The following is a 20,646-nucleotide window of genomic DNA, read 5'->3' as shown; positions in this document are numbered from 1 at the left end:
CGCCCCCGGCCCTGCGCGGCAGCGTTGCGGAGCGGCCCGGGCCGTTCCGGCTCCGCGCCGGCCCGAAGAACGGCGGGAAGGGCGCACGGGCGCCTGCGGCCCACTCCTCCGCGGAACGGGCTTCGCCGCTTCCACCGGCGCGGCGGCCGGCCAGGGCGTGCTGGGTGGATGGCGTTTCTCGCGAGCGGTGTCGGCGGTGCACCCGTCGCACGGCCGGCGAAGGAGTCAGGGCGGGTTTTCCCTGCCGAGGAGGGGAGAACGCCGCGAGGCGTGCCAGGGCGGTGCGCAGCAGGACAGGTGTCCACCCGGCACGCCCTAGCGGCAGCGGCGCCCCGGATCCAGTGCCCGTGCGCTTCTCCCGGAGGGGTGCACGCCTCGCTCCGCCCGGACGGCGGCGTGGCACAATGCCCGCATGTCACCGGTCCCCGCGGCAACGCGTGCGCTGCGTATCCTGCGCCACCTGGCCGGGCGGTCCGGACCGGTCTCGGCGGCGGGGCTGGCGGCGGAGCTGGAGTTGCCCCGGTCGAGCGTGTACGAACTGCTGGAGGCGCTGGCCCGGGAGGGGTTCGTCGTCCACCTGCCGGAGGAGCGCCGGTGGGGGCTCGGCGTGGCGGCGTTCGAGATCGGCTCCGCCTATCTGCGGCAGGATCCGCTGGAGCGCCTCGCCCGCCCGCTGCTGGAGCGGCTCGCGGCCGGGACCGGGGCGACGGCGCACCTGGGCATCCTGCACGGCCGGGACACGCTCTACCTGCTCAAAGAGCAGCCCCGCTCCTCGCCCGCCCTGGTCACCGGGGTGGGTGTGCGGCTCCCCGCGCACCTGACGGCGTCCGGACGCTGCCTGCTGGCCCGGCTGCCGCGTGCGCAGGTGCGGGCGCTCTTCCCGGACGCGGCCGCGTTCACGTCGCGCACCGGGCGCGGTCCAGCGGCGCCCGCGGCCTTGCGCGAACTGCTGGCCGCCGAGCGGCGCCGCGGCCACTCCGTGGAGGAGGGCCAGGTCACCGAGGGGTACGCCTCGGTCGCGGTCGCCGCATTCGACCACAACGGAGTCCCCGCAGCGGCGATCGGCCTGACCGTACCGGAGGACCGGCCGGGCGGGCCGGCCGCACTCGCGGGCGGCGCCGCCGATGCGGCCGCAGAGCTCACCCGCCGGCTCGGCGGCCGCACCCCGCACTGCTGAGCGGCGGGCCGTCTCGCAGTGCGGCAGACGGGGGCGCGCGCGAAGCAGCGGCCCGCAGCTCCCCCGCGGGGAGAGTCCCGGCAGAAACACCTCCGCCGCCCCGCGCAGGGCGCGGGGCGGCGGAGTGCAGTCAGTGGTGGGACCGGCTACTTGGCGGCGGCGGCCGCTTCCATGTGGGCCCGGACCGCGGCGCGGTTGGCGCGCAGCTTCTCCAGGGCCTCGTCGAGGATGGCCTGGCCGTCCTCGACGGAGCGGCGCTCCTTCACGTAGGCGAGGTGCGTCTTGTACGGCTCGGTGCGGGGCGGGGACGGGGGGTTGTCCTTGTCCTTGCCCGCGGGGAACCCGCAGCGGGGGCAGTCCCACTCCTCGGGGACCGCGGCCTCGTTGGAGAAGCTCGGCACGACCTCGTGCTTGTTGGCGCAGTAGAAGGGGACGCGCACGCGCGGCGCGGACTCACCGCGCTCGGCCTCGCCCATCGGGCCGGCTCCGACCCGGCTGCCACGGATGGCACTGCCACTACCCACGAAAAACTCCTTACGGACGGCCCCGCCGAGGGAGACGGCGCCGGCGGCCGGCGCCCTCGGGCACCCTGCCGCCGGCGGGCGGAGCGAACGGGATCAGGCTCCCCGGTTGATCAGCAGGCCGAGGACGACGATGGCAGCGATCCACACCAGGGCCGTGGCGACCGTCAGCCGGTCCAGGTTGCGCTCCACCACGGACGACCCGCCCAGCGAGGACGTGACGCCGCCGCCGAACAGGTCGGACAGGCCGCCGCCCTTCCCCTTGTGCATGAGCACCAGGAGCAGCAGCAGGACACTGCAGACCATCACGAGAATGGACAGACCGAGGATCACACGCTCACCCGCAACTCGACCCCGAAAAAGGGGATTGGACGACTTTGGGCCCCGGAAACACGCCCTCCGCCGTGCGCCGCCGCCTTCGCGGGGCCGGCCGGCGGCCGAGGGGGCCGGGGACGATGCTCGATTCTACTGCGCGCGGCCTCCGCGCACGGAATCCGCTCGAAACACCTGATGAGCAGTGCCCGCCGACGCGGTTCCCGGGGCGGGAGGCGGTTCGGCAGGGCCTGCTCGGCAGGGCTTCAGGGAAGTCTAACTCACTCCCCGAGGCGGACCAGACGCGCGAAGTCGTCGGCCTTGAGGCTGGCGCCGCCGACCAGCGCGCCGTCGACGTCCTTCTCGGCCATGATTCCGGCGATGTTGTCCGGCTTCACGGAGCCGCCGTAGAGGATGCGGGTCGCGGCCGCGGTCTCCGCGGAGGAGAGCCGGGCGAGGGTCTCGCGCACCGCGGAGCCGCACACTTCCTGGGCATCGGCCGGGGTGGCGACCTCGCCGGTACCGATGGCCCAGACCGGCTCGTAGGCGATGACCAGCTCGGCGACCTGCTCGTCGGTGAGCCCGGCGATGCCGGCCTCGACCTGGGCGGAGGTGTGCGCGACCTGGTCGCCGGCCTTGCGGACGTCCAGTCCCTCGCCGACGCAGAGGATGGGGGTGATGCCGTGCGCGAACGCGGCCTTCACCTTGGCGTTGACCAGCGCGTCGTCCTCGGCGTGGTACTCGCGCCGCTCGGAGTGCCCGGCGAGCGCGTAGCTGCAGCCGAGCTTGGCCAGCATGGCCGCGGAGATCTCGCCGGTGTAGGCGCCCTTCTCGTGCACCGAGACGTCCTGGGCGCCGTAGCCCAGGCGCAGCTTGTCGCCGTCCACCAGGGTCTGCACACTGCGCAGGTCGGTGAAGGGCGGGAGCACGACCGCCTCAGCGCGGTCGTAGTCGGAGTCCTTCAGTGCGAAGGCCACCTTCTGGACGAGCGCGATCGCCTCGAGGTGGTTGTTGTTCATCTTCCAGTTGCCCGCGATGAGGGGCTTGCGCTCGGCCTGTGCCATGTCGGTCCTCGTCGGTGGAGTGCGCCGCCGCGCGGTCTGGGGCGCGGCGGCGTCGGTCGTGGGGGCGGTGTCCTGCTCGGTCCTGCGTCGTCAGGGGTGCGGCGGCCCGCTCCGCGGGGAGCGCCGCCGGCGGGCCGCACCGCGCCGGTGCGCCCCGCTCAGCGCGCCGGAGTCAGTCCGACAGCGCTTCGATCCCGGGGAGGGTCTTGCCCTCCAGGTACTCCAGGCTGGCGCCGCCGCCGGTGGAGATGTGGCCGAAGGCCGCCTCGTCGAAGCCGAGCGCGCGGACCGCGGCCGCGGAGTCGCCGCCGCCGACGACGGTGAAGGCCGGGCTGTCGGTGAGGGCCCGCGCGAGGGCGCGGGTGCCCTCGGCGTAGGGCGCCATCTCGAAGACGCCCATCGGCCCGTTCCAGAACACGGTGCTGCTGTCGGCGACCTTCCCGGCGAACAGCTCGGCGCTGCGCGGCCCGATGTCCAGGCCCATCCGGTCGGCGGGGATCGCGTCGACCTCCACCGCGGCGTGCGGCGCGTCGGCGGAGAACGCTTCGGCGGCGACCACGTCGACCGGCAGCACGATCTCGACGCCGCGCTCCCGGGCCTCGCTCAGGTAGCCGGCGACCGTCTCCACCTGATCGGCCTCGAGCAGGCTGGAGCCGGTCTCGTAGCCCTGCGCCTTGAGGAAGGTGAACACCATGCCGCCGCCGATGAGGATGCGGTCGGCGGTGCCGATCAGGTTGGCGATGACGGCGAGCTTGTCGGAGACCTTCGCGCCGCCGAGCACGACCGTGTAGGGCCGCTCCGGGTCCTCGGTGAGCTTCTTGAGGACCTCCACCTCGGCGAGCACCAGGCCGCCGACGGCGTGCGGGAGGCGCCGGGGGAGGTCGTAGACGCTGGCGTGCTTGCGGTGCAGGGCACCGAAGCCGTCGCCGACGTAGAGGTCGGCGAGGGCGGCGAGGCGGTCGGCGAAGGCGCCGCGCTCGGCCTCGTCCTTGCTGGTCTCGCCGGGCTCGAAGCGCAGGTTCTCCAGCAGCGCGACCTGGCCGTCGGCGAGCCCGTCTGCGGCTTCGCGGGCGGCCGGTCCGGCGGTGTCGGAGGCGAAGGCGACCTCGGTGCCGAGCAGCTCGGCGAGGCGCTTGGCCACCGGCAGCAGCGTGTAGGCCGGGTCGGGCGCGCCCTTGGGGCGGCCGAGGTGGGCGGCGACGACGACCCGTGCGCCGCGCTCGCGCAGCGCGGTGATGGTGGGCAGCGCGGCGCGGATGCGCCCGTCGTCGGTGATGCGGTCCCCGTCGAGGGGCACGTTGAGGTCGGCGCGCACGAACACGCGCTTTCCGGCGACGTCGAGGTCGTCGATGGTCCGCATGGGGTCCTTCTCCTGGGTCGGAGGGCGCGCTGCGCGGCGGGGCGGGGTCCGCCTGGTCCCGCCGGCCGGACGCGCCCCGGCAGTCGGCGGGCGCGCGGCGGGGACGGGCGCAGCAGCGCGCCCGTCCCCGCGGCGGTGCTACAGGCCGGCGCCGACGAGCTTGGCGACGTCGACGAGGCGGTTGGAGTAGCCCCACTCGTTGTCGTACCAGCCGATGATCTTCACGGTGTTGCCGAAGGCCATCGTGAGCGAGGAGTCGAACGTGCAGGAGGGCGCGGTGCCGACGATGTCGGAGGAGACGATCGGGTCCTCGGTGTAGCGCAGCACGTTCTTCAGCGGGCCGTCGGCGGCGGCCTTGAACGCGGCGTTGACCTCTTCGGCGGTCACCTCGCGCTCGAGGTCGACGACGAGGTCGGTGACCGAGCCGTCCGGCACCGGGACGCGCATCGCCATGCCGTCGAGCTTGCCCTTGAGCTCGGGCAGGACCAAGGCGGTGGCCTTGGCGGCACCGGTGCTGGTCGGGATGATGTTGGCCGCGGCGGCGCGGGCGCGACGCAGGTCCTTGTGCGGGAAGTCCAGGATGACCTGGTCGTTGGTGTAGGCGTGGACCGTGGTCATCAGGCCCTTGCGGATGCCGAACGCGTCCAGCAGGACCTTCGCCATCGGCGCGACGCAGTTGGTCGTGCAGGAGGCGTTGGAGACGATGTGGTGGCTGGCCGGGTCGTAGGAGTCGTCGTTGACGCCCATGACCACGGTCAGGTCCTCGCCCTTGGCGGGCGCGGAGATGACGACCTTCTTGGCGCCGGCGGCGATGTGCTTGCCGGCGTCCTCGGCCGAGGTGAAGCGGCCGGTGGACTCGATGACGACGTCCACGCCCAGCTCGCCCCAGGGCAGCTGGGCCGGGTCGCGCTCGGCGAGGGTCTTGACGGTGACCGAGCCGACGCGGATCTGGCCGTCGCCGACCTCGACGTCGCCGTCGAGGGTGCCGAGCACCGAGTCGTACTTGAGCAGGTGCGCGAGCGTCGCGTTGTCGGTGAGGTCGTTGACCGCGACGATCTCGACCTCGCTGCCGGCCGCCTGGGCCGCGCGCCAGAAGTTGCGGCCGATCCGGCCGAAACCGTTCACGCCTACACGGATGGTCACGGTGACCAGTCTCCTCACGTATTCGCGGGTGGAGCAGAAGCGCCCGGCGGGCGGCCGCCGGCCACAGGAAAGGGGTGCGCCGGGGGGTGGCAGGCCGAGCCTATCGCCTGGTGCGCGGACGGCTGTGCCGACCCGCGGCGCCGTCGCCCACACCCGGGCACCGTGGCCCAGTTTCGCACCGCGGAGCCGGAGAGGACTAGACCATTTTCGGAAGTTTTCCGAGGTCCGCACGGCGTCACGCAACTTCCCACCCGCGTGTGCCGTGACCGGGACCGACACGCAATCCTTCACACGGATTCACACGTCAGGGCACCAGCATGTCCGGCGTGAGGTTGGCGTCGGTGCCGGCGATACCAAGGTCACAGGCGCGCTTGTCGGCCATGGCCAGCAGGCGCCTTATCCGGCCGGCGATGGCGTCCTTGGTCAGCGGCGGCGAGGAGAGCTGGCCGAGCTCCTCCAGCGACGCCTGCTTGTGCGCGAGCCGGAGCCGGCCGGCCGCGACCAGGTGGTCCGGCGCCTCCTCGCCGAGGATCTCCAGCGCCCGCTCGACCCGTGCGCCGGCCGCGACGGCGGCGCGCGCGCTGCGCCGGAGGTTGGCGTCGTCGAAGTTGGCGAGCCGGTTGGCGGTGGCCCGCACCTCGCGGCGCATCCGCCGCTCCTCCCAGGCCAGCACGCTCTGATGGGCGCCGAGCAGGGTGAGCAGGGCGCCGATGGAGTCGCCGTCGCGCACCACGACGCGGTCGATGCCGCGCACCTCGCGCGCCTTGGCGTGCACCTTGAGCCGGCGGGCGGAGCCGACCAGCGCCAGCGCCGCCTCCGGGCCGGGGCAGGTGACCTCCAGCGACATGGAGCGGCCCGGCTCGGTCAGCGAGCCGTGGGCGATGAACGCGCCGCGCCAGGCCGACTCGGCGTCGCAGGCGCCGCCCGCGACGACGTGCCGCGGCAGGCCGCGCACCGGGCGGCCGTTGTTGTCGATCAGCCCGGTCTGGCGGGCGAGGCTCTCGCCCTCCTTGATGACGCGCACCACGTACCGGTTGCCCTTGCGCAGGCCGCTGGGCGCGAGCACGACCACCTCGGACTCGTGGCCGAACACCTCGGAGATGTCCTTGCGGAGCCGGCGCGCCGCGGCGCCGGTGTCGAGCTCGGCCTCGATGACGATGCGGCCGCCGACGAGGTGCAGCCCTCCGGTGAACCGGAGGATTGTGGACACCTCAGCCTTGCGGCAGCAGGGCTTGAGAACCGGCAGCCGGCTCAACTCGTCCTTCACCACGCCGGTCATCGCCATGGATGCGGTCCTCCCCCAGGTGCTCGACACTCCCCTGACGTCGCAGACTACTGCCCGCGCCGCCGTGGCCGCCTCCCGGTGGAAAGTGCGTGTCATCCGCCTCCTCCGGGCGCGTCCGGGTCGTCCCCCTCTGTGCGCCCCGGGCCAGCGGCTCGGGCGTGCCCGGTGGGTGGCAGTTGTCGCGGGCGGTGGCGGCGGTGCACCCGGCGCACGGCCGGCGAGGGGGTCGGGGCGGGTCTTCCTCCTCCAGGAGAGGAGAACACCGCGAGCGGCCTGCCAGGGCGAGAAGCAGCAGGACCGCTGCCCGCCCGACAGGCCCTAACCGCCGGCGGATCCGCTGCCGGACAGCTCGGCCAGTACATCGCGCAGCACCTTGGCGTGCGTGTGCCGGGTGTCCTTGGCCGCGAACAGCAGGGTGATCGGCCCCTCGCTGAGCGCGTCCAGCATGGGCTGCAGGGCATCGGCCTCCTGCAGGAGCTCCTGCCGGTAGCGGCGGGCGAACTCCTCCCACCGGGCGTCAGGGTCGGCATGGAACCAGGAGCGCAGGTCCGGGCTGGGCGTGGCGCCCTTGGGCCAGCCGTCGTAGTGCAGCGCGTCCTTGCGCACTCCGCGCGGCCAGAGGCGGTCGACGAGGAACACCTTCCCCCGGGTCGGCGGCGCGTCGCCCTCGGCCTCGTAGACCCGCATCAGCGTGATGTCGCTCATGGCCACCAGGGTGCCTGCTCAGTCCGCGAAGAGCCGCTCGAACACGCGGGCCAGCCGGTCCGGGTCGTGCTGGGCTCCTCCGCCGGGGGCCGCGACGTCGTCCAGCACCAGCTCGGCGCCGAGCCGAGCGGCGGCGGCGCGCAGCGGGCCGTCGTCGCCGACGACGCCCCGGTCGGCGATCACCGCGTCGATACCGAGGGAGGGGGCGTGCTCGTGCAGCACCCGCAGGTAGGTCTGCGGACTGAAGCCGTCGGTCTCACCGCGCTGCGGGGACAGGTTGAGCGCCACGGCGCGGCGCGCGCCGGTCTCGACCAGGGCGCGGGCCAGATCCGGTACGAGCAGGTGCGGCAGGACGCTGGTGAACCAGGAGCCGGGGCCGAACACCACCCAGTCGGCCTCCCGGACCGCCTTGACCGCCTGGGGCGACGCGGGCGGCCCCTCGGGCACCAGCGAGATCGACCGCACGCGGCCGGCGGTGCTGGCACAGGCCACCTGGCCGCGGACCGTGGTGACGGCGGCCGGGTGCGCCGGATCGGCGCCCTCCACCTGGGCGGCCAGGTCGAGCGGCACCGAGGACATGGGCAGCACCCGGCCGTGCGCGCCGAGCAGCTGGCCCACCCAGTCGAGGCCGGCCACCGAGTCGCCGAGCAGCTGCCACAGCGCCGCGATGAGCAGGTTGCCGACGGCGTGCCCGTCGAGCTCACCGCCGCCGGTGAACCGGTGCTGGATCACCTCGCTCCAGGTGTGCCCCCACTCGTCCTCGCCGCAGAGCGCTGCCAGCGCCATCCGCAGGTCCCCGGGCGGCAGCACGCCGAGCTCTTTGCGGAGCCGGCCGCTGGAGCCGCCGTCGTCGGCGACGGTGACGATCGCGGTGATGTCGGTGGTGACCCGGCGCAGCGCACGCAGCGACGCCGACAGTCCGTGCCCGCCGCCGAGCGCAACCACCCGGGGCGGCGGCGTGTCGCCGTCCCGCGCCAGTGCGGCGACCGGAGCGAACGGGCCCTCCATCGGCGGAGGCGGGGGCGGCGGAGGCGGCGTGCCGTCGGCCGGTTTCCCCGCTGCACCTTCGGACACCGCGCTCCCCTCGCTCCCGCCGCCGTCCCGGCGCTCCGCTGCGCCGCCGGCCTGTCCGGCGCGCTGCGCGCCGCCGGCTCCGCTGCTGCCCTGCACACCGCCCTGCGCGCCGCCGCTGCGGCGCTCCGGCCGGGTCACTCGCGCCCCACGTCGCGGTGGACCACGTGCACCTCGACCCCTTCGTCGCGCAGCCGCGCGCCGAACTGCTCGGCCATGGCCACACTGCGGTGCTTGCCGCCGGTACAGCCCACGGCGAGCGTCATGTAGTGCTTGCCCTCGCGCTGGTAGCCGGCGATGAGCAGGCGCAGCACCTCGCCGTAGGCGTCCAGCATCTCCTTGGCGCCGTTCTGCGCGAGCACGTACTCGCGGACCGGGGCGTCCCGGCCGGTCATCGGCCGCAGCTCCGGCACCCAGTGCGGGTTGGGCAGGTAGCGGCAGTCCAGCACCAGGTCGGCGTCGACGGGCAGACCGTGCTTGAAGCCGAAGGAGACGATGTTGGCGCGCGGCCGCACCTCTTCGGAGTCGCCGAAGAAGCCGATCACCTTCGCCTTGAGCTGGTGCACGTTGATCTGGGAGGTGTCGATGACCAGGTCGGCCTCGCCCCGTATGGCGCGGAGCGTGGCCCGCTCGCGGGCGATGCCGTCGGTGAGCAGGCCGTCGCCCTGGAGCGGGTGCGGCCGCCGCACGCCCTCGAACCGGCGGACCAGCGTGTCGTCGCCGGCCTCCAGGAAGACGACGCGGGCCGCGATGCCGCGCCGCCGCAGCTCCTCGACGGTGGAGAGCAGGTCCTCGGTGAAGGCCATGGAGCGCACGTCGACGACGGCGGCCACCCGGGCGACCGCGCCGCGGGTCCGCCCGGCCAGGTCGATCATGGTGGGCAGCAGCTCCGGCGGGAGGTTGTCGACCACGAACCAGTCGAGGTCCTCCAGGGCGCGGGCCGCGGTGCTGCGCCCGGCACCGGACATGCCGGTGACGATGACGATCTCCGGCGGCAGCTCCTCGCTCAGACTCTCCGCCATTCCGTCACCGCTCATTGCCGCCGCCCCTCGTCGCCGCCTGCCCCGTCGCCCTGATCAGCGCCGGAACCTCCTCCGCCATTCCCGGTGCCCCCGTCCGCACTCTCCTCTCCCCCGCTCTCCGCGCCGCTCCGGGCGCCGCCGTTCCCGCCGGCGCCGGTGAGCCGGTCGTGGATCGACCCGGCCAGGGCCGGGCCGATCCCCGGGACCGCGGCGATCGCCTCGGCGTCGGCCTCGGCCAGCCGCTTCACCGAGCCGAAGTGCTTCAGCAGCGCCGTGCGCCGCGCCGGCCCCAGGCCGGGCATGTCGTCCAGCGCGCTGCCGGTCAGCGCCTTCGCCCGCTTCTGCCGGTGGTAGGCGATGGCGAACCGGTGCGCTTCGTCGCGCACCCGCTGCAGCAGGAACAGCCCCTCGCCCGACCGCGGGAGGATCACCGGGTCCTCGTCGCCCGGCAGCCACACCTCTTCGAGCCGCTTGGCCAGGCCGCACACCGCGATGTCGTCGATGCCGAGCTCGTCGAGCGCGCGCCGCGCCGCCTCGACCTGCGGGCGTCCGCCGTCCACCACCACCAGGTTAGGGGGGTAGGCGAACTTGCCGGGCCGCCGCTCCTCGTCCTTGTCCTTTCCGGCCAGAGCCGCATCCGCGCCCGGCTCGGCGCCACCGGGCCCCTCCTCCCCCATGGTGGCGAGCTCGCCCGCCGCGGTGCCCTCTGCCAGGTAGCGGCTGAAGCGGCGGTGGATGACCTCGTGCATGGAGGCGACGTCGTTCTGCTCCCGGTCGCCTCTGGAGAGCCCGCGGATGCTGAACCGCCGGTACTCCGACTTGCGGGCCAGCCCGTCCTCGAACACCACCATGGAGGCCACGACGTGGTCGCCCATCAGGTTGGACACGTCGTAGCACTCGATGCGCAGCGGCGCGTCCGGCAGGTCGAGGGCCTCCTGGACCTCCTGCAGGGCGCGGCTGCGGGTGGTGAGGTCGCCGGCGCGCTGCGTCTTGTGCCGGGCAAGCGCCTGGTCGGCGTTCTTCTGCACGGTCTCCAGCAGCGACTTCTTGTCGCCGCGCTGCGGAACGCGCACCTGCACGCGGCTGCCGCGCAGCTCCTCCAGCCAGGCGGCGACGGCGGCGGAGTCCTCCGGGGCGGCCGAGACCAGCACCTCGCGCGGCACCGCGGGCCCGTCGACCGCTCCGCGGTCCGCGCCGGCCCCCGCGGAGCCGTAGAGCTCGCCGAGGAACCGCTCGACCAGCCCGCCGGTGCCGACGTCCTCCACCTTGTCCACGACCCAGCCGCGGCGGCCGCGGATCCGCCCGCCGCGCACGTAGAACACCTGGACGGCCGCTTCCAGCTGGTCCTCGGCGAAGGCGATGACGTCGCAGTCGGTGGACTCCCCCAGCACCACCGACTGCTTCTCCAGTGCGGTGCGCAGCGCCTCGATGTCGTCCCGGATGCGCGCGGCGCGCTCGTAGTCCATCTCACCGGCGGCGGCCCGCATCGACTGCTCCAGCGCGCGGATGAACCGGCCGGTGTCGCCGGCCATGAACGAGCAGAAGTCCTCGGCGAGCTCGCGGTGCCCGGCCTCGTCGATCCGGCCCACACACGGCGCCGAGCACTTGCCGATGTAGCCGAGCAGGCAGGGCCGGCCGGCGTTGCGGGCACCGCGGAACACCCCGGCCGAGCAGGTGCGCACCGGGAAGACGCGGAGCAGCAGGTCCACGGTCTCGCGGATGGCCCAGGCGTGGCCGTAGGGCCCGAAGTAGCGCACACCCTTGCGCTTGGCGCCCCGCATGACCTGCACCCGCGGGTACTCCTCGTTCATGGTGACCGCGAGGTAGGGGTAGCTCTTGTCGTCCCGGTACTTGACGTTGAAGCGCGGGTCGTACTGCTTGATCCAGGAGTACTCCAGCTGGAGCGCCTCGACCTCGGTGCCGACCACGGTCCAGTCGACGTCGGCCGCGGTGGACACCATGGTCTGGGTCCGGGGGTGCAGCGCCGCGAAGTCCTGGAAGTAGTTGGCCAGCCGCGCGCGGAGGTTCTTCGCCTTGCCGACGTAGATGACGCGGCCGTGCTCGTCGCGGAAGCGGTAGACGCCCGGCTCGGTCGGGATGGAGCCCGGGCGCGGACGGAGGTGGGGTCGGGCGGTCATGCCCCCATTGTGGTGGCCGCCGGGGACAGACGGCCACTCTTCACCCGAGGCGCGGCCGGCGCTGCGGCGCCCGAGCCGGGGACGGGCCGGGGGCGGGCCGGGGGCGGCCCGGCCGCAGCGCCCGCCGGGTCCGGTCGGCGCCCGCTGAAACGTCACGATTCAGCATCTCGATGTCCTAGGGTGTGGCTTTCGGATGCTTTCGGGGGGCGGGCGCTGGGATGCCCGCGAGGAGCACTGATCCGGAAGCCGCACCGCTGGCGGTGCTGGAACGCCGAACCGAGGAGAGGACCCACCACTGTGGATCTGATGCAGTGGATGACGATCGCGCTCAGCGTCCTCATCGCATGCACACTGGTCAGCGTCGCCCACTGGCTGCTCACCCACCAGCTGTCGAAGGTGTGGCGGCTGGCCGTGTTCCTGGTCGCCCGGTGCCGTGTGTCGGCCTACGTCGCCGCCGCGGCGATCGGGGTCAACATCGGGATGCCGACGCGCACCGAGACCGAGGACCGCGATCTGTACGGTGTCATCGCGCACATGCTCGAGATCACCATGATCATCGGGCTGACCTGGCTGGCGGCGTCGGTGGCCTACGCGATCACCGACAGCGTGCTGGACCGGCTGGCGATCAGCAACGGCGACGCCGACCGCCGCTCCCGGCGGCTGCAGACCCAGGTCCGGCTGCTGCGCCGGGTCGCGACCGGGATCATCGTGGTGATCGCCACCGCCGCGGTGCTGTTCACCTTCGAGGCGGTGCGCCCGCTCGGCGCCGGGCTGCTGACGTCGGCCGGACTGCTGGGCGTCGTCGCCGGTGTCGCTGCGCAGTCGACGCTGGGCAACCTGTTCGCCGGGCTGCAGCTCACCTTCAGCGACGCGCTGCGCATCAACGACATCGTCGTCTTCGACGGCGAGTGGGGCCGGGTCGAGGAACTGAGCCTGACCAACGTGACGCTGCGGATCTGGGATGAGCGGCGCCTCGTCATCCCGGTGTCGGAGTTCACCCTCAAGCCGTTCGAGAACTGGACGAAGCAGGGCACCCAGCTCACGGCCGTGGTGATGCTGCGCACCGACTGGAACGTGCCGGTGGCCGGGATCCGGGAGGCGACGGGCGCCTTCGTCGCCAACCACCCGCTGTGGGACGGCCGCCGGTGGGCGCTGCAGGCCACCGACATCCTGGAGGGCGGCGACATCGAACTCCGGGCGGTGGCCACCGTCGCCGACTCCGACGCCCGCTGGGACCTCTCCTGCGACCTGCGCGAGCACCTGATCAACTACATCGGCGAGCACTACCCGGAGGCGGTGCCGCGGAGCCGTACCGAGATCACTCGCGGAACCGCCGCCGACCGGGACGATGCCGGCGCTGCCGCCGCCGCTGCCGCGAGCGCCGCCACTGCCGGCGGCCGCGGCACCTCGGCGCAGGCCCCCGACGGCGCACTGTCCGGCGCCAAGGGGCCGGGCCCGGAACACCGCAGCGAGGACGAGGACGGCGACGGCTGAGGCCCACCGGTCCTCCCCTCCCCCGGGCAGCCGGGGCGCATACCGGCGCAGCGGCGGCCGGGCCCGCGGGCCCGGCCGCCGCTGCGGGGGAGCCGTTCGGCGCTACGCGCCGTCCTGGCGGCCGACGAGGGTGACCTCGCCGCCTTCGACGTCGATCTCGAACCGCTCCAGCGGCTCGCTGGCGGGCCCGGCGAACGGCTCGCCGGTGGCGAGGTCGAACCGGCTGCCGTGGCACAGGCAGTGGATGGCCGAGTCCTCGACCTCCTGGATCGTGCATCCGGAGTGCGTGCACACGGCGCTGAACGCGCGGTAGTCGCCCTTCTCGGGCTGGGTCACGACGAGCTTGCCGTTGATGACGACGGTGCCGCCGCCGACCGGGATGTCGCCGGTCTCCGCGATCACGGTGCCCATCACCGCATCCTGCGGCCCCGGAACGTCCTCCTCGCGGCCGCAGCCGGCGGCTCCGATTCCGACGGCACCGGCCACCCCCATCGCGCGGCGCCGGCTCACGCCGCACCCGCACGTTGCCCCCGCAGTCATGCGCGGCTCCTCTCGGTCCGAATACTACGTACTGTAGTAGCCGTGGCGGGGAGCCCGCGCCCGGGCCGGGACCGGCGGCGCACCGCGCTCCGCCCGGGGCTGCGCGGACCGCCCCGAGCGCCGGCCCCGGGCTCAACCGCCGGGCCGGAGCAGTGCGCGGTCAGGCAGCCTGGTCGGTGAGCACCGCGGTACCGGCGACCTTGTCGTGGATGCCGCGCCGCTCGGGGCCGCCGAGGCGGGACGAGACACCGAACACGGCGAAGGCCACCGCGCACGCGGAGACGAAGAGCGGCGCGCTGAAGGCGAACACGACCGGCAGCCAGAGCAGCGCCGCACGTGCCGCCGTCGCCATGACCGGGATGGGGCCCTGCCGCCCGCCGCCCGCAGCGGGCGCGATCTGCAGGTTCAGGACCTGCTTGCCGAAGGTGGCCCGGCGCCGCACCACCATCGCGCTCTCGTAGACGACGCAGGCCAGGTAGGCCACCACGGCGGTGACGATGGTGAACGCCTGGTCCATCGAATTGGAGCCGCCCAGGCCGGCCGCGCCGGCCGCGAGCAGTCCGCCGACGGCCCCGATGAGGAAGACGGGGATCGCAGCGGCCGCGGCGTCGATGGCGCGGGCGCCGATCCGGGCACCCCAGCCGGCACGGGGGAACGGGCCGGGCTCCTGCTGCGGCCGCGAGTGGTACGGGTTGGACGAGGGAGGGGGCTGCGTCATACCCGCAGCCTATCGGCGCCGGAGGCCGCACGGCCGCACGGAAAACGCACGCGCGTGCGCCCAGGGTCGCCGTGTCCCCGCGCCGGCGCGGCGGCGGCCGGGCCCGCACGGAACCGCCGTGCAGGCCCGGCCGGGCGGAGCCGGACCCGCCGGCGGCGCGCTAGCCGATCAGCTTGCCCAGGTAGCGGCCGGTGTGGGAGTCCTCGACGCGGGCCACCTCTTCGGGCGTGCCCTGCGCGACGACGGTGCCGCCGCGCGAACCGCCCTCCGGGCCCATGTCGATGATGTGGTCGGCGGTCTTGATGACATCGAGGTTGTGCTCGATGACGATCACGGTGTTGCCGGCGTCGGTGAGCCGGTCGAGGACGCCGAGCAGCTTGCGGATGTCCTCGAAGTGCAGGCCGGTCGTCGGCTCGTCCAGCACGTACACGGTGCGGCCGGTGGAGCGGCGCTGCAGCTCGGTGGCGAGCTTCACGCGCTGCGCCTCACCGCCGGACAGCGTGGTGGCGGGCTGGCCGAGCCGCACGTAGCCCAGTCCGACGTCGTTGAGGGTCTGCATGTGCCGGCGGATCGCCGTGATCGGCTCGAAGAAGCCGAGCGCCTCCTCGATGGTCATGTCGAGGACCTCGGCGATGTTCTTCCCCTTGTAGTGCACGTCCAGGGTCTCCCGGTTGAACCGGGCGCCGTGGCACACCTCGCAGGGCACGTACACGTCGGGCAGGAACTGCATCTCGATGCGGAGCGTGCCGTCGCCCGAGCAGGCCTCGCAGCGGCCGCCCTTGACGTTGAAGGAGAACCGGCCCGGCTGGTAGCCGCGCATCTTGGCCTCCTGCGTCTGGGCGAAGAGCTTGCGCACGTGGTCCCAGACCCCGGTGTAGGTGGCCGGGTTGGAGCGCGGGGTGCGGCCGATCGGGCTCTGGTCGACGTGCACGACCTTGTCGACCTGGTTGAGGCCGTTGACCCGGGTGTGCCGGCCGGGCACCGAGCGGGCGCCCTGCAGCTCCTTCGCGAGGACCTTGTACAGGATCTCGTTGACCAGTGTGGACTTGCCGGAACCGGAGACGCCGGTGACCGCGGTGAGCACGCCCAGCGGGAACGCCACGTCGACGTCCTGCAGGTTGTTCTCCCGCGCACCCTTGACCACGAGCTCCTTGCCCTTGGCGACGGGGCGGCGCACGGCGGGCACCGGGACCTCGGCGCGGCCGGTCAGGTAGTCGCCGGTGGCCGAGCCGGCCGCCTCCAGCAGCTGGGGCACGGTGCCCGACACCACGACGGAGCCGCCGTGCTCGCCGGCGCCGGGGCCGATGTCGACCACCCAGTCGGCGGCGCGGATGGTGTCCTCGTCGTGCTCGACGACGATGAGCGTGTTGCCGATGTCGCGGAGCCGGCGCAGGGTGTCCAGCAGCCGGGCGTTGTCCCGCTGGTGCAGCCCGATGGAGGGCTCGTCCAGCACGTAGAGGACGCCGACCAGGCCGGAGCCGATCTGGGTGGCGAGCCGGATGCGCTGCGCCTCACCGCCGGAGAGCGAGGCCGAGGGCCGCTCCAGGCTCAGGTAGTCGAGGCCGACGTCGAGCAGGAAGCCGAGCCGTGCGCTGATCTCCTTCAGCACCTGCGCCGCGATGACCTGGTCCCGCTCGCTCAGCGCGAGGTCGCGCAGGAAGTCGGCGGCCTCGTTCAGCGGCAGCGCCGCCACCGTGGAGATCGACGCGCCGCCCACGGTCACCGCGAGCACGACCGGCTTGAGCCGGTTGCCGCCGCAGGTGGGGCAGGGCACGGTCCGCATGTAGCCCTCGAGCCGCTCGCGGCCGAAGTCCGACTCGCTCTCGGCGTGCTTGCGCTTCACCCACGGGATGACGCCCTCGTAGGAGGTGTAGTAGGAGCGGTTGCGCCCGTACCGGTTGCGGTAGCTGACGTGCACCTGCGTCTCGTGGCCTTCGAGCAGCGCGGTGCGGCCGGCCCGCGGGATCCGCTCCCACGGGGTGTCCATGTCGAAGCCGATCGCGTCGCCCACGGCCTTCATCAGCCGCCCGAAGTACTCGGCGGCGTGCCCGCCGGACCACGGCGCCAGGGCGCCCTCGGCCAGCGTCTTCTCCGGGTCGGGGACGACCAGCTCGGGGTCGACCTCCATCCGGGTGCCGAGGCCGACGCAGTCCGGGCAGGCGCCGTAGGGCGAGTTGAAGGAGAAGGAGCGCGGCTCGAGCTCTTCGAAGGAGAGGTCGTCGAACGGGCAGTAGAGGTGCTCGGAGAAGACCTTCTGCCGCTCGGGGTCGCCGGCGTCGAGGTCCACGAAGTCGAGGACGATGGTGCCGCCGGCGAGCTTGAGCGCGGTCTCCACCGAGTCGGTCAGGCGCTTGGCGGCCGACGCCTTGACGGCGAGCCGGTCGACGACGACGGAGATGTCGTGCTTCTCGGTCTTCTTGAGCTCCGGCGGCTCGTCGAGGCGGACCGCGGCGCCGTCGACGACCGCCCGGGTGTAGCCCTTGGCCTGCAGGTCCTTGAAGAGCTCGGTGTAGATGCCCTTGCGGCCGCGCACGACCGGCGCGAGCACCTGGAAGCGGGTGCCCTCGGTCATCTCCAGGACCCGGTCGACGATCTGCTGCGGCGTCTGCCGGGCGATCTCGCGGCCGCACTCGGGGCAGTGCGGCACGCCGATCCGCGACCAGAGCAGGCGCAGGTAGTCGTAGACCTCGGTGATGGTGCCCACGGTGGACCGCGGGTTCTTGCTGGTGGACTTCTGGTCGATGGAGACCGCCGGCGACAGGCCTTCGATGAAGTCGACGTCGGGCTTGTCCATCTGGCCGAGGAACTGGCGCGCATACGCCGACAGCGACTCGACGTAGCGCCGCTGCCCCTCGGCGAAGATCGTGTCGAAGGCGAGCGAGGACTTGCCCGACCCGGACAGCCCGGTGAACACGATCATCGCGTCCCGGGGCAGGTCGAGCGAGACGTCCTTGAGGTTGTGCTCGCGCGCACCCCGGATCACCAGCTGGTCGGCCATGTCGCTCCATCCGCCCGGTCGGCTTCGGAAAGGGTCTACGGTATCCGCCCGCGCACTGCCCCGAGGGCGAACGGCCGGGGCGGCGGGCGGTGCGCCCGGGCGGGCCGCCGCGGGGCGGGCAGGCAGGGGCGCCGGCAGCGGGCAGCGCCCGCAGGTCCACTGCGCACAACGCCGCCGAACGGCTTGTTCTTCCTGGGAGCGCCGGGGGGACTTCCCTCCGGTGCCTGCCGCCGGGGGCGGGCGCATGACGCAGTGGTGGCCCCCGCCGTGAGAGCGGGGACCACCACTATAGACGAACAGCCGTTCGAAGGGGACCGGTTCGCCGCCGCGTCTTCGCGGGCCGGGCCGGCGGCCGGACCGCTACGGCCCGCCCCGGGTCAGTGCCGGGCGCCCGCAGAGCCGACGCCGCCGCCGGACCCGGAGCCGCCGGACCCGCCGCCGGGGCCCTCGCCGCCGGACTCGCCGGACTCACCGGACGGGCCGCCCTCGCCGCCGCCGGAGTTTCCGCCGGACGCGGCCACCGCGCCCGCCTCCTTGTTCCCGTCCATACGCGCCTTGACGAGGCTGGCGATGACGGTGATGGCCATCACGCCGATGATGACCGTCAGCGAGGTGGCGATGCCGACCTCCGGAACGTGCACGCCGTTCTCGTGCAGGGCGTGCAGGACCATCTTCACGCCGATGAAGGCCATGATGATGGACAGGCCCCAGCTGATGTAGACGAGCTTGTCCATCAGGCCGGCCAGGAGGAAGTACAGCTGGCGGAGGCCCATCAGCGCGAACGCGTTGGCGGTGAAGACGATGTAGGCGTCCTGGGTCAGGCCGAAGATCGCCGGGATCGAGTCGACCGCGAACACCAGGTCGGTCACGCCGATCGCGACGATGACCATGAGCATCGGCGTCACGTGCCGGACGCCGTCCAGCTTCACCGTCAGCTTGGCGCCGTGGTAGTCGTTGCTGACCGGGTAGAACCTGCGGACGAAGCGGACCGCGGGGCTCTGCGTGTAGTCCTTGTCTTCTTCGTCCTGCTTCATGTGGTCGCGCACGATCTTGATCGCGGTGTAGATCAGGAACGCGCCGAAGAGGTAGAAGACCTCGCTCCAGCGGTTGATCGCCTGCGCGCCGAGGGCGATGAAGATACCGCGCATGATCAGCGCGATGACGATGCCGACCAGCAGCACCTCGTGCTGGTAGCGCTTGGGCACCGCGAAGGCGCCGATGATCAGGTAGAAGACGAAGAGGTTGTCGACGCTCAGGCTCTTCTCGGTGAGGAAGCCCGCGTAGTACTCACCCGCGGCGGTACCGCCGCCGAAGTACCAGATGCCGAGGCCGAACACCAGGGCGAGGCCGACATAGAACGCCGCCCACCAGGCGGCCTGCTTCATGCCGAACTCTTTGGGCCCGCTCTTCTTGCTCCAGGGGTGGTCGACGATGGCGAGGTCGACGGCGAGAATGACGACCATCGCTCCGATGGTGGCCAGCCAGACCCACAAGGGCACGTCCATAGGAAGTACGCTCCTCCGGTCGCGTTGTCCGGTTCATCCGGGCAGATACGTGCACCGGAGGTCTCTCCCACCCTCCACTGGAGGACCGGCGGCACCGGGCCCGCGCCATTGCGTTCCGTGGTGACGACACCGCCGCGTTCGGGATACTCCCCTCACGAGGGACCGTGATCGGTCCGCAGCCCATGATGCCATCTCTCGGGCGTGCCGTGAACTGTTCCGCAGGCGGTCCACCCCCCGGACAGAATCACCGCCGCGTTTCAGTCGCTACCTGGACGTATACCCCTTCCGCCTGGTCAGCTACCGCCTCTGCGCCGGGCAGCCGGGCGGCCCGGGTGAGAGCAGTGTCACCGAGGCGGTCGGCCAGGCCCGGCTCGGTGAGGACGCGGCGCACCGCCGCAGCGAGCGCCGCCGCGTCGCCGGGCGGGGTGAGCAGCGCCGCCCCGGCGTAGGAGTCGGCGATGCCGCCGACCCGGGTGGACACCACCGGGAGGCCGGCGGCGAGCGCCTCCATCACCACCAGCGACGGCCCCTCCCACCAGGAGGAGAGGACGAACCCGTCGGCGGCGGCCAGCAGGTCGGCGATGTCGGCGCGGTGGCCGAGCAGCCGGACGGGCAGGTCCTCGGCGGCGATGCGGTCCGCCAATACCCTGCGCAGCGGACCGTCTCCGGCCACCGCGAACAGCGGGTGCGGCGGGCCGGCCGCGTCGGCCTTGGCTGCTGCGTCCAGCAGGACGTCGAGGCCCTTCTGCGGCGCGAGCCGCGCGACGGTCAGCAGCAGCGGCCGGTAGCCGTGCGGTCCGAGCAGTTCGGTGCGGACCGCGGCGCGCGGGCGGCGCGGCGGCGCCGGCGGGTCGGCGGCGGCGAGCTCGAGCGCGGTACGGCGGGCGCCGAGGGCGCGCATCCGGCCGACGAGGTCGCTGGAGACCCCGCGCACGGCGTCGGCGCGCACCGCGGTCCAGCGCTCCAGGAGGCGGTAGGCCGCCGCGCCGCGGCGATCCCCGGGCGGCGCGTTGTGCAGGGTGACGACGAGCGGCCGGGCGCCGGCGAGCGCGGCGAGCGCCTCGGCCCGGACTCCGTGGGCGTGGACGGCGTCGGCGCCGGCGAGCGGCCCGGAGAGCGCGGCGGCGGCTGCGGCGTCGTGCAGCGGACGCGGCACCGCGCCGATGTCGGCAGCGCGGAAGGCCGCACCGGCGCCGGTGAAGGCGAAGCGCTCCTCGGTGGCGGCGGGGCCGAGCACCGCCACCCGGTGGCCGCGTGCCACCAGCTCTCGGGTGAGCGAGTGGACGTGTGTCCCCACTCCCCCGCTGCTCGTTGCCACGACCTGCGCGATCCGCACGTGCTCCCCCTTGCCGCCGCCGCGGCGGCGCGTCCTGTGCTGCACTGCCGACTCTCCCCGCTGCTCCCGCTGCCGGCCGCTCCGACCCGCCGGGCGGCCCTGCTGCTCTGCCGCGAGGGGCCGGTCCGTCCGCGCCGCTGCGCGGCACCGTCACTGCCGCCGGCGCAGGCGCCCGGCGAGTTCGCGGGCGGCGGGGGCGTCGACCAGGGCGGCCGCGGCGGCGAACACCGCCAGCGCCGCCGCTCCCCCGGCAGCAC

The 20,646-nt window shown here is 73.5% G+C and carries 17 protein-coding genes; 2 read left to right on the top strand and 15 right to left on the bottom strand.

The window, feature by feature from the left end; translation table 11 throughout:
- Nucleotides 1-412 precede the first annotated feature (412 nt).
- Nucleotides 413-1,177, top strand: coding sequence for an IclR family transcriptional regulator (locus tag ACYVGT_RS15490; protein WP_460858727.1), 765 nt, complete (start codon nt 413-415; stop codon nt 1,175-1,177).
- 146 nt (nt 1,178-1,323) lie between these two features.
- On the opposite strand, the gene ACYVGT_RS15485 is transcribed toward ACYVGT_RS15490, so the two are convergent.
- The 10 genes from ACYVGT_RS15485 to uvrC form a co-directional block, all read right to left on the bottom strand.
- Nucleotides 1,324-1,701, bottom strand: coding sequence for an RNA polymerase-binding protein RbpA (locus ACYVGT_RS15485; protein WP_460858724.1), 378 nt, complete (start codon nt 1,699-1,701; stop codon nt 1,324-1,326).
- A gap of 93 nt (nt 1,702-1,794) precedes the next feature.
- The gene (gene secG / locus ACYVGT_RS15480; RefSeq protein WP_460858723.1) at nt 1,795-2,031 is read right to left on the bottom strand and encodes a preprotein translocase subunit SecG; all 237 of its coding nucleotides are present in this window, start codon (nt 2,029-2,031) and stop codon (nt 1,795-1,797) included.
- 260 nt (nt 2,032-2,291) lie between these two features.
- Entirely contained in the window at nt 2,292-3,074 is a 783-nt protein-coding gene (gene tpiA / locus ACYVGT_RS15475) for a triose-phosphate isomerase (protein ID WP_460858721.1), read from the bottom strand.
- A gap of 172 nt (nt 3,075-3,246) precedes the next feature.
- Nucleotides 3,247-4,434, bottom strand: coding sequence for a phosphoglycerate kinase (locus tag ACYVGT_RS15470; RefSeq protein ID WP_460858719.1), 1,188 nt, complete (start codon nt 4,432-4,434; stop codon nt 3,247-3,249).
- Nucleotides 4,435-4,572: 138 nt separating this feature from the next.
- Nucleotides 4,573-5,577 carry a type I glyceraldehyde-3-phosphate dehydrogenase gene (gap, locus tag ACYVGT_RS15465; protein WP_460858716.1) on the bottom strand — a complete coding sequence of 335 codons (1,005 nt, stop codon included), beginning with the start codon at nt 5,575-5,577 and terminating at the stop codon, nt 4,573-4,575.
- A 304-nt stretch (nt 5,578-5,881) separates the two neighbouring features.
- Nucleotides 5,882-6,862 carry a DNA-binding protein WhiA gene (gene whiA, locus ACYVGT_RS15460; protein ID WP_460858714.1) on the bottom strand — a complete coding sequence of 327 codons (981 nt, stop codon included), beginning with the start codon at nt 6,860-6,862 and terminating at the stop codon, nt 5,882-5,884.
- 318 nt (nt 6,863-7,180) lie between these two features.
- Nucleotides 7,181-7,567 carry a DUF488 domain-containing protein gene (locus tag ACYVGT_RS15455; RefSeq protein WP_460858712.1) on the bottom strand — a complete coding sequence of 129 codons (387 nt, stop codon included), beginning with the start codon at nt 7,565-7,567 and terminating at the stop codon, nt 7,181-7,183.
- Nucleotides 7,568-7,585: 18 nt separating this feature from the next.
- A complete protein-coding gene (locus tag ACYVGT_RS15450) occupies nt 7,586-8,512 on the bottom strand; it encodes a gluconeogenesis factor YvcK family protein (protein ID WP_460858888.1) in 927 nt (308 codons plus the stop codon).
- A 263-nt stretch (nt 8,513-8,775) separates the two neighbouring features.
- Nucleotides 8,776-9,660, bottom strand: a complete 885-nt coding sequence (gene rapZ, locus ACYVGT_RS15445; RefSeq protein WP_460858885.1) for an RNase adapter RapZ — start codon at nt 9,658-9,660, stop codon at nt 8,776-8,778.
- 11 nt (nt 9,661-9,671) lie between these two features.
- Nucleotides 9,672-11,798: an excinuclease ABC subunit UvrC gene (gene uvrC, locus ACYVGT_RS15440; protein WP_460858709.1), complete on the bottom strand. Its 2,127-nt coding sequence runs from the start codon at nt 11,796-11,798 to the stop codon at nt 9,672-9,674.
- A 297-nt stretch (nt 11,799-12,095) separates the two neighbouring features.
- Between uvrC and ACYVGT_RS15435 the strand changes: the two genes are divergently transcribed.
- A complete protein-coding gene (locus ACYVGT_RS15435) occupies nt 12,096-13,292 on the top strand; it encodes a mechanosensitive ion channel family protein (RefSeq protein ID WP_460858707.1) in 1,197 nt (398 codons plus the stop codon).
- Between the two features lie 102 nt (nt 13,293-13,394).
- Here ACYVGT_RS15435 and ACYVGT_RS15430 read toward each other — a convergent pair whose 3' ends face one another.
- The 5 genes from ACYVGT_RS15430 to ACYVGT_RS15410 all read right to left on the bottom strand — a co-directional run bounded on the left by ACYVGT_RS15430 (nt 13,395) and on the right by ACYVGT_RS15410 (nt 20,389).
- Nucleotides 13,395-13,832 (bottom strand): Rieske (2Fe-2S) protein, encoded by a 438-nt coding sequence (locus ACYVGT_RS15430; RefSeq protein ID WP_460858705.1) that lies wholly within the window; start codon nt 13,830-13,832, stop codon nt 13,395-13,397.
- A 160-nt stretch (nt 13,833-13,992) separates the two neighbouring features.
- A complete protein-coding gene (locus tag ACYVGT_RS15425; RefSeq protein ID WP_460858702.1) occupies nt 13,993-14,550 on the bottom strand; it encodes an RDD family protein in 558 nt (185 codons plus the stop codon).
- A gap of 160 nt (nt 14,551-14,710) precedes the next feature.
- The gene (gene uvrA / locus ACYVGT_RS15420) at nt 14,711-17,548 is read right to left on the bottom strand and encodes an excinuclease ABC subunit UvrA (protein WP_460858699.1); all 2,838 of its coding nucleotides are present in this window, start codon (nt 17,546-17,548) and stop codon (nt 14,711-14,713) included.
- 377 nt (nt 17,549-17,925) lie between these two features.
- Entirely contained in the window at nt 17,926-19,053 is a 1,128-nt protein-coding gene (locus tag ACYVGT_RS15415; RefSeq protein ID WP_460858697.1) for a TerC family protein, read from the bottom strand.
- 244 nt (nt 19,054-19,297) lie between these two features.
- Entirely contained in the window at nt 19,298-20,389 is a 1,092-nt protein-coding gene (locus ACYVGT_RS15410; RefSeq protein WP_460858882.1) for a glycosyltransferase family 4 protein, read from the bottom strand.
- Between the last annotated feature and the right edge of the window lie 257 nt (nt 20,390-20,646).

Source organism: Nocardiopsis coralliicola, assembly GCF_054779695.1.
Note: the sequence above shows the minus strand (reverse complement) of the source record. Positions and strands in the feature narration are given on the sequence as shown.

Bases quoted from the DNA above. Each gene is read 5' to 3' on its own strand.
- ACYVGT_RS15490 (WP_460858727.1), top strand. From the start codon at position 413: ATGTCACCGGTCCCCGCGGCAACGCGTGCGCTGCGTATCCTGCGCCAC.
- tpiA (WP_460858721.1), bottom strand. From the start codon at position 3,074: ATGGCACAGGCCGAGCGCAAGCCCCTCATCGCGGGCAACTGGAAGATG.
- ACYVGT_RS15470 (WP_460858719.1), bottom strand. From the start codon at position 4,434: ATGCGGACCATCGACGACCTCGACGTCGCCGGAAAGCGCGTGTTCGTG.
- whiA (WP_460858714.1), bottom strand. From the start codon at position 6,862: ATGGCGATGACCGGCGTGGTGAAGGACGAGTTGAGCCGGCTGCCGGTT.
- ACYVGT_RS15455 (WP_460858712.1), bottom strand. From the start codon at position 7,567: ATGAGCGACATCACGCTGATGCGGGTCTACGAGGCCGAGGGCGACGCG.
- rapZ (WP_460858885.1), bottom strand. From the start codon at position 9,660: ATGGCGGAGAGTCTGAGCGAGGAGCTGCCGCCGGAGATCGTCATCGTC.
- uvrC (WP_460858709.1), bottom strand. From the start codon at position 11,798: ATGACCGCCCGACCCCACCTCCGTCCGCGCCCGGGCTCCATCCCGACC.
- ACYVGT_RS15430 (WP_460858705.1), bottom strand. From the start codon at position 13,832: ATGACTGCGGGGGCAACGTGCGGGTGCGGCGTGAGCCGGCGCCGCGCG.
- ACYVGT_RS15425 (WP_460858702.1), bottom strand. From the start codon at position 14,550: ATGACGCAGCCCCCTCCCTCGTCCAACCCGTACCACTCGCGGCCGCAG.
- uvrA (WP_460858699.1), bottom strand. From the start codon at position 17,548: ATGGCCGACCAGCTGGTGATCCGGGGTGCGCGCGAGCACAACCTCAAG.
- ACYVGT_RS15415 (WP_460858697.1), bottom strand. From the start codon at position 19,053: ATGGACGTGCCCTTGTGGGTCTGGCTGGCCACCATCGGAGCGATGGTC.